The organism is Lentzea sp. NPDC042327 (genome assembly GCF_040647275.1).
Classification (GTDB): Bacteria; Actinomycetota; Actinomycetes; order Mycobacteriales; family Pseudonocardiaceae; genus Lentzea.
In genome coordinates this window covers 235,950-249,810 of sequence record NZ_JBEZBX010000005.1, presented here as the reverse complement: position 1 = coordinate 249,810, position 13,861 = coordinate 235,950, and the positions used below count along the sequence as shown (strand labels likewise).

Here is a 13,861-nt window from a genome sequence, read left to right as displayed (position 1 = left end):
GAGGAACGTCTTGACCGGGCACCCTGCCCCCAGTGGTCCGTGCGTCGTGGTCGCGGGCGGTGGCACCGCGGGACACATCGAGCCGGCACTGGCGCTGGCCGACGCGGTCATGCGGCTGCGACCCGACGCGCGCGTCGTCGCGCTCGGCACCGAGCGCGGCCTGGAAAGCAAGATCGTGCCGGCCCGCGGCTACCCGCTGGAGCTGATCCCGCCGGTGCCGATGCCGCGCAAGCCCACGCTGGACCTGCTGAAGCTGCCGCTGAACGTGCGCGGCGCCGTGAAGCAGACCCGCGAGGTGCTGGAGCGGGTGGGCGCGGACGTCGTCGTCGGCTTCGGCGGCTACGTGGCGCTGCCCGCCTACCTCGCCGCGCGCGGCCGGGTGCCGATCGTGGTGCACGAGGCGAACGCGAAGGCCGGTCTCGCGAACAAGGTCGGCGCGAAGTTCGCCGAACACGTGGCGGCGGCGGTGCCGGACTCCGGCCTCGCGGACGCGGAGGTCATCGGCATCCCGCTGCGCCACTCGATCACGACGCTGAACCGCGCCGCGCTGCGCGCCGAGGCCCGCCGGTTCTTCGGCCTGGACCCGGACGCGCCGACGCTGCTGGTCTTCGGCGGTTCGCAGGGCGCGCGGTCGATCAACGAGGCCGTGGCACCCGTGGCCGCCGAGTTCGCCCGCGCGGGCGTCGGCGTGCTGCACGCCTACGGGCCGAAGAACACCGTTGCGGTGCAACAGGTCCCCGGCCGGCCCGCCTACGTGCCGGTGCCGTACCTGGAGCGCATGGACCTGGCCTACGCGGCCGCGGACGCCGTGCTGTGCCGGTCCGGTGCGATGACGGTCGCCGAGGTGTCCGCCGTGGGCCTGCCCGCGGTGTTCGTGCCGCTGCCGCACGGCAACGGCGAGCAGGCGCTCAACGCCGGACCGGTCGTGTCGGCCGGTGGCGGCCTGCTGGTGCCGGACGAGGAGCTGACCCCGCAGAAGGTGGCCTCCCTGGTCGTGCCGCTGGTGGCGGACCGGCAGCGGCTGGCGGCGATGTCCGCGGCGACGCTGGGCACCGGCCGGCGCGAGGCCGACGAGGTCCTGGCCCGCCGGGTCCTGGAGGTGATCAAGAAGTGAGTCTCGGACGCGTTCACCTCGTCGGCATCGGTGGTGCCGGCATGAGCGGCATCGCCCGCATCCTGCTGGCCCGCGGCGTGCAGGTGTCCGGTTCGGACGCCAAGGACTCGCGGACCGTGCTCGCCCTGCGCGCCCAGGGTGCGCGCATCGCCGTCGGGCACGACGCGGCGAACCTGGACCAGCTGGTCGGCGGCCCGACCGAGGTCGTGGTGTCGACCGCGATCAGGGAGACGAACCCGGAGTACGCGGCGGCCCGCGAGCGAGGCATCACGGTGCTGCGCCGCGCCGAGGCGCTGGCCGCGCTCATGGAGGACCAGCGGGTCGTGTGCGTGGCCGGCACGCACGGCAAGACGTCGACCACGTCGATGCTGACCGTCGCGCTGCAGCACTGCCGCGTCGACCCGTCGTTCGCCATCGGCGGCGACCTGAACGAGTCCGGTGCGAACGCGCACCACGGCACGGGCGGGGTGTTCGTCGCCGAGGCCGACGAGTCCGACGGCTCGTTCCTGTTCTTCTCGCCGTCCGTCGCGGTCGTGACGAACGTCGAGGCCGACCACCTGGACCACCACGGCACGGTCGAGGCGTACACCGCTGTGTTCGACTCGTTCCTGGACCGCATCACGCCCGGCGGCGTGCTGGTGTCCTGCGTGGACGACCCCGGCGCCGCGCGGCTGATCACCGAGGCCCGCGCGCGCGGCATCCGGGTGCGCGAGTACGGCCGCACGGCCACCGACGCGCGGATCGTCGACTACAAGCCCGCGGAGAGCGGTGGCCTGGCGTCGGTCGAGATCGGCGGCGTCGCGGTCGAGGTGCGGGTCGCCGTGCCGGGCGAGCACATGGCGCTGAACGCGGTCGCCGCGCTGCTGGCCGGGCTGGAGCTGGGCGCGGACCAGGCCGGTCTGCTCGAAGGCCTGGCGGCGTTCGGCGGCGTGCGGCGGCGGTTCGAGTTCAAGGGCCGTGCCGGTGGCGTGTCGGTCTACGACGACTACGCGCACCACCCGACCGAGGTCGACGCGCAGCTGCGTGCGGCACGTCCGGTCGCGGGAGCGGGCCGTGTCGTCGTGGTGTTCCAACCGCACCTGTACTCGCGCACGCGCACGTTCGCCACCGAGTTCGCCGCGGCGCTGTCGTTGGCCGACGAGGTCGTCGTGCTGGACGTGTACGGCGCGCGCGAGGAACCGGAACCCGGTGTCACCGGTGCGTTGATCGCGGACCAGGTCACCGCCTCCGTGCACTACGAGCCGTCGTTCGACCGCGTGCCGGCACTGGTGGCGTCGCTGGTCCGCGACGGCGACCTCGTCGTCACGATGGGGGCGGGCGACGTCACGATGCTCGGTCCCGAGATCGTCAGCGCGCTGTCATGAGCGCCCCGGTTCGCGGCAGGTCCCAGCGCGCTCGCCCCGCGAACCGGCGCGCGAGGAGTTCCGAGCACCGGGCGCGGCGCAGGATCATCCTGCGTCGCCGCCTGGTCGCTCTGGCAACGGTGCTGGGCCTCATCGGCCTGACCTACGGGGTGTTCTTCACGCCGTTGCTGGGCGTCCGCAACGTGGACGTGCACGGCGCCGTGGTGCTCACCGACGACGAGGTGCGCGCCGCGGCCGCCATCGAGTCCGGCGCCCCGTTGGTGCGCTTGGACCTGCAAGCCATCCGCGAGAGAGTCGCCGCAGTCCCGCGCATCGCCGCCATCGAGGTCGAACGGCAGCTGCCCGGCACGGTCCGGTTGCTCGTCACCGAACGCGTCCCGGTCGGGTCCGTGAAGCTGTCGGACGGCTACCACCTGGTCGACTCGACCGGCAAGGACTACGCGACCATGCCGGCCCCCGCGCCGGGCGTGCCCGACCTGGTCCTCGCCACCCCGTCGGCGGTCGACCCGGCCACGCGCGCCGCGGTCGGCGTCGTCAACGAGCTGCCGGCGGCGCTGCGCGCCGAGGTGCTGCAGGTGTCGGCCACGACCGGCGCCGACGTGAAGCTGGTGCTGTCCGGCGACCGCCTCGTGAAGTGGGGCGGGTCCGAGGACACGCCGCGGAAGGCGGCCGTGCTGCTGGTGCTGCTGACCCGCGAGGGGACGGCGTTCGACGTGACCTCACCGGACCTGGCCACCATCTCTTAGCCGCGACCACTGCTCGAACCGCGGTGGTTCAGCGGGGTCAGGGCCGCGGGTTGCGCGGGCGGGACGGCGTCGGGACGCGGCGCGGGCGGCGCTGGGTGCGCGGGTTCGGCCGGGAGCACACGGGGATCTCTCCTGGGGTCCGGGTCAGCCGGCCGGCTTCAGCAACCGCACGACCAGGCTGCCGAGCCTGCTCGTGACGAGCTCCAGCACGATCGCCTCGACGACGAGCGAACGCACGGACGCGGGTGCGGGTGCCAAGACGGACCTCCTGGGACGTGGACGACTACCGTGCTCATCGGCGTGGCCGGTGTGGCATTAGCCGTCCTGGTCGTTGTCACCCGAAGGAAGTACTCAAGGTCGCCCGCCACCGCGACGAAGTCCACACAGGACGATCAACAGCGGTCCCGGCGCGGTCGCCCCACCGGCGGCGTCGGCGGGACCGTCACCGCCTACCGGCGGCGGCGGGGGGGCGTCCCGCGGGAAGGCCGGAACCGCGAGAAGGTGGGGGAGACGATCTCCAGATCCGGGGCACGACTACGCTTGTGGTGCGCAGTGCTCAGCATCGTGCGGACTGCTTGACGGCACGACCGGGGAGTAGTAGCGCACAGTGTTGGGAATCTGCGGCGTGGCTGCTGGACCGACGCACCGCCGGTGCTTACCGTCCAGCAGGAACATATGGGGTTGACATAACTCTGAGTCTCGCCGAGAGGTTGAGAGTTCCAATCCGGGTGCATCACCACCCAGCACCACAGCACGGACCACGATCAGGAAGGCGGATCCGATGACGCCCCCGCACAACTACCTCGCGGTGATCAAGGTCGTCGGCATCGGTGGTGGCGGTGTCAACGCCGTCAACCGCATGATCGAGGTCGGGCTCAAGGGCGTCGAGTTCATCGCGGTGAACACCGACGCGCAGGCCTTGCTGATGTCCGATGCCGACGTCAAGCTCGACATCGGCCGCGAGTTGACCCGCGGCCTCGGCGCCGGGGCCAACCCCGAGGTCGGCCACAAGGCAGCGGAAGACCACCGCGAGGAGATCGAGGAGGTCCTCAAGGGGGCCGACATGGTCTTCGTCACCGCAGGTGAGGGCGGTGGCACCGGTACCGGTGGCGCTCCCGTGGTCGCCTCGATCGCCCGCAAGCTCGGCGCGCTGACCATCGGTGTCGTGACGCGCCCGTTCTCGTTCGAGGGCAAGCGGCGCGCCAAGCAGGCCGAGGACGGCATCCAGGCGCTGCGCAACGAGTGCGACACGCTCATCGTCATCCCGAACGACCGGTTGCTCCAGCTGGGCGACATCGGCGTCAGCCTGATGGACGCGTTCCGCTCGGCCGACGAGGTGCTCCTCTCCGGTGTCCAGGGCATCACCGACCTGATCACCACCCCCGGTCTGATCAACCTGGACTTCGCGGACGTCAAGTCCGTCATGTCCGGCGCCGGCTCGGCGTTGATGGGCATCGGCTCGGCGCGCGGTGAGGGCAGAGCGGTCCAGGCCGCGCAGAAGGCGATCAACTCGCCGCTGCTGGAGGCCTCGATGGAGGGCGCGCACGGCGTGCTGCTGTCCATCGCGGGTGGCTCCGACCTGGGCCTGTTCGAGATCAACGAGTCCGCGTCGCTGGTCCAGGAGGCCGCGCACCCGGACGCGAACATCATCTTCGGTACGGTCATCGACGACTCCCTCGGCGACGAGGTCAGGGTCACGGTGATCGCGGCCGGGTTCGACAGCGGCGGTCCCACGCACAAGAAGCTGGAGCCGACGGCGTTGTCCTCGCCGCAGCGCACCGCCACCGGTCCGATCGCCGCCGCCACGGCAGCGCCGACACCGGCACCGACCCCCGCTCCGCAGCCGGTCGTGCAGGCACCGCCGCCCGTGGTGCAGGCCCCGCCGCCGGTCCCGCAGCCGCAGCCGGAGGTGCGTCCCGCCCCGCCGGTGCAGCAGCCGCCCACGGCCGTGCCGCCGCAGCCCTCGCACGTGCAGGGCAACGGCTACGCGCCGTCCGTGCCGCGGCCGCTGACGCAGAACGGCTCGCTGCCCTCGCGGCCGGTCCCGGTCACCGACGACCCGGACGACGAGGTGGACGTGCCGCCGTTCATGCGGCGCTGACCAGGGCGCAGACCCCGGAGGACCCCCGAGCACCCGTGCTCGGGGGTCCTCCGTCGTTCGAGAACTAGGCTGTGGGCGTGCGTATTCGTCGTGTTGTCACCACACGTGCCGGTGGTGTGTCCAAAGCCCCGTACGACTCGTTCAACCTCGGTGACCACGTCGGGGACGACGCCGGTGCGGTCGAGGCGAACCGGGCCCGGCTCGCCGAGGGCGTCGGGCTCACCCCGGACCGCCTGGTCTGGATGGAACAGGTGCACGGCCGCACCGTCGCGGTGGTCGACGGGCCGCGGGCCGAACCGCTGGAGGCCACCGACGCGGTCGTGACGAAAGAGCCCGGTCTCGGGCTCGCCGTGCTGACGGCGGACTGCGTGCCGGTGCTGCTCGGCGACCAGGAGGCCGGTGTCGTCGGCGCCGTGCACGCCGGGAGGGTCGGTGCGAGGGTCGGTGTCGTGGTCGAGGCGCTCAAGGCGATGATGGCGCAGGGCGCCGAGCTCGACCGGATCGAGGTGCTGCTCGGGCCGAGCGTGTGCGGCGAGTGCTACGAGGTGCCCGCGGAGATGCAGCGGGACGTCGAGAAGCACCTTCCCGGCAGCGCGTCGAAGTCGCGCAAGGGCACGCCGGCCCTGGACCTGAGGGCCGGGCTGTGGAACCAGCTCGCGAGCGCGGGGGTGGCGCGGATCGGGGGCGACCCGCGCTGCACCTTCGAGGAGAAGGACCTGTTCAGCCACCGCAGGGAGAACCCGACCGGCCGGCTCGCCTCCGTCGTCTGGATCGAACCGTGAACCGGCGCGACGAGCTGGCGGCGAACCTCGCGGACGTGCGCGACCGCATCGGGAAGGCGTGCGCGGCGGCCAGGCGCGACCCGAGCGAGGTGATGTTGCTCGCGGTGACGAAAACCTGGCCCGCGAGCGACGTGGAGCACCTCTACGAGCTCGGTCTGCGCCACTTCGCCGAGAACCGCGACCAGGAGGCCGCCGCGAAGGCCGGTCAGCTGGCACACCTCACCGACGCCCGGTGGCACATGGTCGGGCGGTTGCAGCGGAACAAGGCGCGGTCCGTCGTCGGGTGGGCCCACCAGGTCGACTCGGTCGACTCGGTCCGGCTGGCCGAGGCGCTGGCGAAGGCGGCGCACGCGGCGGGCCGCACGCTGGACGTGTTGCTGCAGGTCAGCCTGGACGGTGACACGTCACGCGGTGGGGTGGCCGTGGCCGATGTTGCGGAAGTGGCTAACGTGATCACTCGTTCGGGTGATCTTATTCTTCGAGGGGCGATGACCGTCGCCCCTCTGACGATGAGGCCGGCGCAGGCGTTTGAAGCGTTGGCTTCGGTGGTATCAGGCCTACGTGATGATCATCCCAGTGCTGTCGTGCTGTCAGCGGGGATGAGCGGCGACCTGGAAGATGCCATCTCGCACGGATCTACCTGTGTGCGTGTCGGAACGGCGTTGCTCGGCAGCCGGCGACTAACCTCGCCCTAGGGTGTCGGGAACCTCGGGACCGTCCGCGCCGTCCCTAAAGTGGGGCACCGCCGAGGAGGGGCTGGAATGAGCGCTTTGCACAAGCTGAAGGCCTACTTCGGGATGGTCCCCGCCGAGTACGCAGACGACCCCGGCTACGAGGACGACCGCGGTCGCTACGGCGACTACCGGTCCGAGTACGCGGCCGAGGCCGACGACTACGACTACCCGCGACGCGGCCGCGCGTTCACGGCGGGCCGGTCGGAGCTCCAGGGCTCCGGGTACCGGGCCGACCTCGACGAGTCGGACGACTACGAGCCGGAGTCGCGGCGCGGGGTGAGCAGCCCCCTGGGCACGCGGCGCTGGAGCGCTGACGCACCGGTGCACGGTGCGCTGGCGGTCGACCCGCAGCGCGAGCCCGTGAGCAGGCTGCGCCCGGTCGCCGAGCCGGCCGCGGGCAACCCGCTGGCGCGCATCACGACGCTGCACCCGCGCAGCTACAGCGAGGCGCGCACGATCGGGGAGCACTACCGCGACGGCACGCCGGTGATCCTGAACCTGACCGACATGGACGACGCGGACGCCAAGCGCCTCGTCGACTTCTCGGCCGGGCTCGCGTTCGCTCTGCGCGGGTCCATGGACAAGATCACCAGCAGGGTGTTCCTTCTCTCACCGCCCAACGTCGACGTGACGGCGGAGGACCGGAGGAAGCTGGCGGAGGGCGGGTTCGGGAACCGCGGTTAGAGTTGACCCCGTGGACCCGATCCGTCTCGTCATCTACTACCTCCTCTTCGCGTTCTCCCTGTTCCTGACCGCGCGCGTCGTGGTCGAGCTGGTGCGGACGTTCGCGAGGGAGTGGCGTCCTGCGGGCGGCGTCGCCGTGACGCTGGAGACCGTTTACACCGTGACCGATCCTCCGGTCCGAACGCTGCGTCGGGTGATCCCGACAGTGCGGATCGGAGGCGTCGGACTGGACCTATCGATTATTGTGCTGTGGCTGCTCGTTATCATTTTGATGCAAGTTGCAGATCCCAGGTGACGGGGAACCGTGGGATGACCGCAGCCCAGGAGTGCGAGAGGTGATCCGATGCCGTTGACCCCCGCTGATGTGCACAACGTTGCATTCAGCAAGCCGCCGATTGGCAAGCGGGGCTACAACGAGGACGAGGTGGACGCGTTCCTCGACCTGGTTGAGGGCGAGCTGGCCCGCTTGATCGAGGAGAACAACGACCTCCGTCAGCAGGTGGAGCAGCTCGACCAGCAGCTCGAGACCGCGCGTGCCGACCTCGACGACGCGCGTGCGAAGGCTTCTGCCGGCCCCGTGACGAGCCGTATGCCGGTCGAGGAGCCGCCGCGCCGCTTGGCGCCGGTCCCGCCGCCCTCGGTGATGGAGCAGACGTCGCCCGGTGGTGGCGGAGACCACCACGTGCAGGCCGCGAAGGTCCTGGGTCTCGCCCAGGAGATGGCGGACCGGCTGACCGGCGAGGCCAAGGCCGAGGCGGACGGCATGCTGTCCGAGGCGCGCACGAAGTCGGAGCAGTTGCTGTCCGACGCCCGCGTGAAGGCCGACACGATGGTCAACGAGGCGCGCACGCGTGCCGAGACCATGCTGAACGACGCGCGCACGCGCAGCGAGACGCTCGAGCGGCAGGCCCGTGAGAAGGCCACCGCGCTCGACCGCGACGCGCAGCGCAAGCACGCAGAGGTGATGGGCAACATCACCCAGGAGAAGAACACGCTCGAGAAGCAGATCGACAAGCTGCAGACGTTCGAGCGCGAGTACCGCACGCGGCTGAAGACGATGCTCGAGTCGTCCTTGCGCGACCTCCAGGACCGCGGCCCCGCCGCTCCGTCCGAGGGGCGCTCCCAGGGCTACTCCTTCGGCGCACGCGCCGAAGCGGGCTGAACTACTGTTCGCTAGGTGCTCTTCGTAGTTCTGCTTCTGGTGCTGGCCGCCCTCGGGCTGCTCGTGCCCGCGCTGACCACGTCCGACACGATCTGGGCGTGGGCCTCCGTGGGAGCGAGTGCGCTCGCCGCCCTGGTCCTCGCATGGGACTGGTGGCGACGACGTCCGGGGGACCCCGCGGCCGCAGCCCAGAGTGTAGATCAACATGCTGTACCTGATGATCATCAGGTGGTCTCGCCGGCGCCTGCCGACACGCCGCCTGCTGACGAGGAACCACCGGAAGAGGACACCGACGCGGCGGACCTGCTCGTCGTGGCCGACCTGGTGGACGAGGTGCGGGTGCTGGACGAGCGGCCCCGGTACCACCTGAGCTCGTGTTCCTGGCTCGCCGGGAGGCCCACGCTGGGCCTCCCGGTGCAGGAGGCACGTCAGCTCGGTTTCACGCCCTGCGGGGTGTGTGCGCCCGACGGCGCGCTGGTGCGCCGGAGCCGGTCCGCGTGATTCCCGCCTGCCGAGGCCGTGCGGGGGTCCAGAATGCGGTGTGCCTTTCAGAACACTGGTCCACGCCGCAGCCGTAGCCGTCCTCGTGCTGCTCGGCGGCACGTCCACCGCGGTCGCGGGTCCTGAGCTGGACGGGTGCGTGCCGGCCGACCTGCGCGGTGGCGCTGTCGCGTTCCGGGCCGCCGACGACCTGGAGCTGACCGGGCTGGTGCTCGGCGGCGGGCCGAAGGGCGTGCTGCTCGTGCCAGGGGTGACCGACGGGTTCTGCGACTGGCTGCCGCTCGCGCGCCACTTTGAGGACGACGGCTACCAGGTGCTCCTGCTCCAGGCGCGCACCGAGGTGCTCGACCTCGGCAAGTCCTTCCGGTTCGACCACGACGTGGTCGCCGCCGCCCAGGAGCTGGAACGGCGCGGGGTGACCTCGCTCATGGCGGGCGCCGGGACCACCGGTGCGACCGCCCTCGCCGCGGTCGCGGCCGACGTGCCCCGGCTGCACGGCATGTTCCTGCTCTCCCCGCTCGAACGCGTGGCGATGGGCGGCAACGTGCTCGACGCCGCCGCGGGCCTGGAGGCGTTCGACGGGCCCGTCTTCCTCGCCGCGGCGGAGGACGACGGTGTGGGCCTCGGTGGCGGGCGCGAGGTGACCGCCACCGGCGTCGTGGCGCGGCTCGGGAACGCGGCCCTGTTCAGCACCGTCAAGACCGTGCCCGGCTCTGCCCAGGGCGCCCGGCTGGCCGACGGGCCGGTGCGGGCGGACCTGCTGGCGTTCGTGCGGGAGACCGTGCCGCCGCCGGGCTTCCCGCTCTGGCTGCCGGTGGTCGCGGTCGCACTGGTCCTGCTGCTGGTCCCCGCGGTCATGCTCGTCCGGGGCCGCCGGGCCGTCCGCCGGCTGCCCGACCTCGGCGGCGCGAGGATCGTGGAGCTCGGGCCGCGCCCGTAGGGGCGGAGTCGCCGCTCAGCGGTCCAGGAACAGCAGGGTGATCAGCAGGCCGAGCAGCACCAGGTCCAGCACCACGCCGGTCGGCTTCGAGTCGTACCGCAGCCGGGTGACCGTCGCGCCGACCATCAGCAGGCCCAGACCGACCGTCGCCGCGTGCGCGACCCACGCCCAGGTGAACGAGCCGACGACGAGACCGGCCGCGCCCGCCCACTCCAGCGCGCCGATGGTCCGCCACAGGCCGCCGCTCATCCGGAAGTGGTCGCGGACCTCGATCGACTTCCGCGCACCCACGAGCTTGCCGGCGCCGGTCGCGACGAACAGGACGGCCAGCACGATGGACAGCGCGGTGGTCAACGTCATCGCGCGAGCATACGGTTTGCGCCCACCCGTTACGCTGTAACCACAGGCACCGATCCGGCCATCACCGGGGAGCCTCCGGAAGAACGGGTTCGGCGAACCTCAGTAGAACCGGACGGGACCGGCCCGTGACAGCCGAAGAACGAGCGGCTCACCCGCGTGGTGGGCAAGCGGGGTGGTACCGCGGCTCGCCGAGCCACATCGGCGTGTCGTCCTCGCGTGTCACATCTGACCGCGAGGAGCAGTGGAGATGGCCTACCCCAGGGCCGGAGCGAACGAGGTCCCGGCGCAGCCGTCCTTTCCGAACCTCGAGCAGGACGTGCTCGGGTACTGGAAGGACGACGAGACCTTCCAGGCGAGCATCGACCGCAACCCGGTGGGCGACGACGGCGCGAACGAGTTCGTCTTCTACGACGGCCCGCCCTTCGCCAACGGCCTGCCGCACTACGGCCACCTGCTGACCGGTTACGTCAAGGACGTCGTGCCGCGCTACATGACCATGCGCGGCAAGCACGTCGAGCGCCGGTTCGGCTGGGACACGCACGGCATGCCCGCCGAGTACGAGGCGGAGAAGCAGCTCGGCATCACGCACAAGAACGAGATCGACGCCCTGGGCATCGAGAAGTTCAACGAGGCCTGCCGCACGTCGGTGCTGCAGTACGCCGACCAGTGGCGCGACTACGTGACGCGGCAGGCGCGCTGGGTCGACTTCGACAACGACTACAAGACGCTCGACCTCGACTACATGGAAAGCGTCATGTGGGCGTTCAAGGCCTTGTGGGACAAGGGCTTGATCTACGAGGGCTTCCGCGTGCTGTGGTACTGCTGGCGCTGCGAGACGCCGCTGTCCAACACCGAGACCAAGATGGACGACGCCTACCGCGACCGGCAGGACCCGGCCGTCACGGTGGCGCTGCGCCTGGAGTCCGGCGAGAAGGCCCTGGTCTGGACGACCACGCCGTGGACGCTGCCGAGCAACCTCGCCGCCGCCGTGCACCCGGACGTCGACTACGTGACCGTGGTCGGCTCGGACGGCGACAGGTACCTGCTGGCCGAGGCCCGCGTCGCCGCCTACGCGCGGGAGCTGGGCGAGGAGCCCGAGGTCGTCGCCAGGTACAAGGGTGCGGACCTGGTCGGCAAGAGGTACCTGCCGCCGTTCGACTTCTTCGTCGGCCGCGAGAACGCCCACCAGGTGCTGACCGCCGACTACGTGACCACCGACGACGGCACCGGCATCGTCCACATCGCACCGGCGTTCGGTGAGGACGACAAGGTCGTGACGGACGCGGCGGGCATCGAGGTCGTCGTGCCGGTCGGCTCCGACGGCACGTTCACCGCCGAGGTGCCGCCGTACGCGGGCGTGCACGTGTTCGAGGCGAACAAGCAGATCATCCGCGACCTCAAGGACGCCGGTCTGCTGCTGCGGCACGAGACCTACGACCACCCGTACCCGCACTGCTGGCGGTGCAACAACCCGCTGATCCAGCGCGCGCTGTCGGCGTGGTTCGTCGCGGTCACGCAGTTCAAGGACCGGATGGTCGAGCTCAACCAGCAGATCAACTGGGTGCCCGGCCACATCAAGGACGGCCAGTTCGGCAAGTGGCTGGAGAACGCGCGCGACTGGAACATCTCGCGCAACCGCTACTGGGGCTCGCCGCTGCCCGTGTGGGTGTCGGACAACCCCGAGTTCCCGCGCACCGACGTGTACGGGTCGCTGGACGAGCTGGAGCGCGACTTCGGCGTGCGCCCGGCCGACCTGCACCGCCCGCACATCGACGAGCTCGTGCGCCCGAACCCGGACGACCCGTCCGGCCGGTCGACGATGCGCCGCGTGCCGGACGTGCTCGACTGCTGGTTCGAGTCGGGCTCGATGTCGTTCGCGCAGGTGCACTACCCGTTCGAGAACGCCGAGTGGTTCGAGAACCACTACCCCGGCGACTTCATCGTCGAGTACAACGGGCAGACGCGCGGCTGGTTCTACACGCTGCACGTGCTCGCGACGGCGCTGTTCGACCGGCCGGCGTTCCGCGACTGCGTGGCGCACGGCATCGTGCTCGGTGACGACGGCCAGAAGATGTCCAAGTCGCTGAAGAACTACCCGGACGTCAACGAGGTCTTCGACCGCGACGGCTCCGACGCCATGCGGTGGTTCCTGATGGCCTCGCCGATCCTGCGCGGCGGCGACCTGGTGGTGACCGAGCGCGGCATCCGCGACGCGGTGCGCCAGGCCGTGCTGCCGCTGTGGAACTCCTGGTACTTCCTCGCGTTGTACGCCAACGCCGAGGGCGTCGAGGGCACCTGGCGGGTCGACTCGAAGCACGTGCTGGACCGGTACGCGCTGGCGAAGACGCACGACCTCGTGCGCGACGTCACCGCGGCGATGGACGTCTACGACATCTCCGGTGCCTGCCAGCTGGTCCGCGAGTACCTGGAGGTGCTCACGAACTGGTACGTGCGGCGTTCGCGCGGCCGTTTCTGGTCCGGCGACCAAGACGCGGTCGACACGCTGCACACGGTGCTGGAGGTCGTCACGCGCGTCGCGGCGCCGTTGCTGCCGTACACGGCCGAGGTCGTGTGGCGGGGGCTGACCGGTGGCCGTTCCGTGCACCTGGCGGACTTCCCGGCCGTGACCGACCTGCCCGCGGACGACGCGCTCGTGGCGGCGATGGACGAGGTGCGCGCGGTCTGCTCCACGGCGTTGTCGCTGCGCAAGGCGAACAAGCTGCGCGTGCGGCTTCCGTTGGCGCGCTTGACGGTTGCTTCTTCTTCGGCGGCGGCGCTGGAGGACTTCGCGGAGATCGTGCGCGACGAGGTGAACGTCAAGGAGGTGTCGCTGACCCCCGACGTCGACGCGTACGGCCAGTTCCAGCTGGTCGTCAACGCGCGCGCGGCCGGTCCGCGGCTCGGCCCTAACGTGCAGAAGGTGATCAAGGCCGTCAAGGCCGGCGACTGGTCCCTCGTGGACGGTCAGGTCGTGGCCGCCGGGATCGAGCTGTTCGAGGGCGAGTACGAACAGCGCCTGGTGGCAACGGATCCGGCCGCCACGGCGGCACTGCCCGGTGGCGGCGGCGTCGTCGTGCTGGACACGGCGGTGACCCCGGAGCTGGAGGCCGAGGGTGTCGCGCGTGACCTCGTGCGGGTGGTGCAGCAGGCGCGCAAGGACGCCGCGCTGGACGTGTCCGACCGGATCACGCTGACGCTGGAGCTGCCCGAGGAGGTCCGCGCGGCCGTGGAGCGGCACCTGGAGTTCGTGAAGTCGGAGACGCTGACCGCGGACGTGGTGTTCGGGGCCGGTGTCTCGGAGGGCACGGTCGGCGACGGTGCCAAGGTGAAGGTGGCCGTGGCACGCGCCTGATGACGTGAGACGGGGCCGTTT

At 71.1% G+C, this 13,861-nt stretch carries 13 protein-coding genes; 12 read left to right on the top strand and 1 reads right to left on the bottom strand.

Annotated elements, in window-relative coordinates:
- Positions 1 to 10: 10 nt before the first annotated feature.
- The 11 genes from murG (at position 11) to AB0A63_RS14940 (ending at position 10,128) form a co-directional block, all read left to right on the top strand.
- Positions 11 to 1,114: an undecaprenyldiphospho-muramoylpentapeptide beta-N-acetylglucosaminyltransferase gene (murG, locus tag AB0A63_RS14990; RefSeq protein WP_360390519.1), complete on the top strand. Its 1,104-nt coding sequence runs from the start codon at positions 11 to 13 to the stop codon at positions 1,112 to 1,114.
- The gene (gene murC / locus AB0A63_RS14985; protein ID WP_360390517.1) at positions 1,111 to 2,478 is read left to right on the top strand and encodes a UDP-N-acetylmuramate--L-alanine ligase; all 1,368 of its coding nucleotides are present in this window, start codon (positions 1,111 to 1,113) and stop codon (positions 2,476 to 2,478) included. The genes murG and murC overlap by 4 nt, the downstream gene beginning before the upstream one ends.
- Entirely contained in the window at positions 2,475 to 3,224 is a 750-nt protein-coding gene (locus AB0A63_RS14980; protein WP_360390514.1) for an FtsQ-type POTRA domain-containing protein, read from the top strand. The genes murC and AB0A63_RS14980 overlap by 4 nt, the downstream gene beginning before the upstream one ends.
- A gap of 781 nt (positions 3,225 to 4,005) precedes the next feature.
- On the top strand, positions 4,006 to 5,325 hold the full coding sequence (ftsZ, locus tag AB0A63_RS14975) for a cell division protein FtsZ (protein WP_360390512.1): 1,320 nt from the start codon (positions 4,006 to 4,008) through the stop codon (positions 5,323 to 5,325).
- Positions 5,326 to 5,402: 77 nt separating this feature from the next.
- Entirely contained in the window at positions 5,403 to 6,107 is a 705-nt protein-coding gene (gene pgeF / locus AB0A63_RS14970) for a peptidoglycan editing factor PgeF (protein ID WP_360390510.1), read from the top strand.
- Complete coding sequence (locus tag AB0A63_RS14965; RefSeq protein ID WP_360390507.1) at positions 6,104 to 6,802, top strand: YggS family pyridoxal phosphate-dependent enzyme; 699 nt, start codon at positions 6,104 to 6,106, stop codon at positions 6,800 to 6,802. The genes pgeF and AB0A63_RS14965 overlap by 4 nt, the downstream gene beginning before the upstream one ends.
- A gap of 66 nt (positions 6,803 to 6,868) precedes the next feature.
- Positions 6,869 to 7,525, top strand: coding sequence for a cell division protein SepF (locus tag AB0A63_RS14960; RefSeq protein WP_360390504.1), 657 nt, complete (start codon positions 6,869 to 6,871; stop codon positions 7,523 to 7,525).
- A gap of 10 nt (positions 7,526 to 7,535) precedes the next feature.
- Positions 7,536 to 7,820 carry a YggT family protein gene (locus AB0A63_RS14955; protein WP_360390501.1) on the top strand — a complete coding sequence of 95 codons (285 nt, stop codon included), beginning with the start codon at positions 7,536 to 7,538 and terminating at the stop codon, positions 7,818 to 7,820.
- Positions 7,821 to 7,868: 48 nt separating this feature from the next.
- Entirely contained in the window at positions 7,869 to 8,687 is an 819-nt protein-coding gene (locus AB0A63_RS14950; protein ID WP_360390498.1) for a DivIVA domain-containing protein, read from the top strand.
- 15 nt (positions 8,688 to 8,702) lie between these two features.
- On the top strand, positions 8,703 to 9,188 hold the full coding sequence (locus AB0A63_RS14945) for a hypothetical protein (protein ID WP_360390496.1): 486 nt from the start codon (positions 8,703 to 8,705) through the stop codon (positions 9,186 to 9,188).
- A gap of 40 nt (positions 9,189 to 9,228) precedes the next feature.
- Complete coding sequence (locus AB0A63_RS14940; protein ID WP_360390493.1) at positions 9,229 to 10,128, top strand: hypothetical protein; 900 nt, start codon at positions 9,229 to 9,231, stop codon at positions 10,126 to 10,128.
- A gap of 15 nt (positions 10,129 to 10,143) precedes the next feature.
- Here AB0A63_RS14940 and AB0A63_RS14935 read toward each other — a convergent pair whose 3' ends face one another.
- Positions 10,144 to 10,488 (bottom strand): DoxX family protein, encoded by a 345-nt coding sequence (locus tag AB0A63_RS14935; protein WP_360390490.1) that lies wholly within the window; start codon positions 10,486 to 10,488, stop codon positions 10,144 to 10,146.
- A gap of 247 nt (positions 10,489 to 10,735) precedes the next feature.
- Here AB0A63_RS14935 and ileS point away from each other — a divergent pair, with 247 nt between their 5' ends.
- Positions 10,736 to 13,840, top strand: coding sequence for an isoleucine--tRNA ligase (gene ileS, locus AB0A63_RS14930; protein ID WP_360390487.1), 3,105 nt, complete (start codon positions 10,736 to 10,738; stop codon positions 13,838 to 13,840).
- Positions 13,841 to 13,861: the final 21 nt, after the last annotated feature.

What these genes read in the sequence shown, in the direction of transcription:
- AB0A63_RS14950 (WP_360390498.1), top strand. Translation starts at nt 7,869, where the DNA reads ATGCCGTTGACCCCCGCTGATGTGCACAACGTTGCATTCAGCAAGCCG.
- ileS (WP_360390487.1), top strand. Translation starts at nt 10,736, where the DNA reads ATGGCCTACCCCAGGGCCGGAGCGAACGAGGTCCCGGCGCAGCCGTCC.
- ftsZ (WP_360390512.1), top strand. Translation starts at nt 4,006, where the DNA reads ATGACGCCCCCGCACAACTACCTCGCGGTGATCAAGGTCGTCGGCATC.
- AB0A63_RS14980 (WP_360390514.1), top strand. Translation starts at nt 2,475, where the DNA reads ATGAGCGCCCCGGTTCGCGGCAGGTCCCAGCGCGCTCGCCCCGCGAAC.
- AB0A63_RS14960 (WP_360390504.1), top strand. Translation starts at nt 6,869, where the DNA reads ATGAGCGCTTTGCACAAGCTGAAGGCCTACTTCGGGATGGTCCCCGCC.
- AB0A63_RS14935 (WP_360390490.1), bottom strand. Translation starts at nt 10,488, where the DNA reads ATGACGTTGACCACCGCGCTGTCCATCGTGCTGGCCGTCCTGTTCGTC.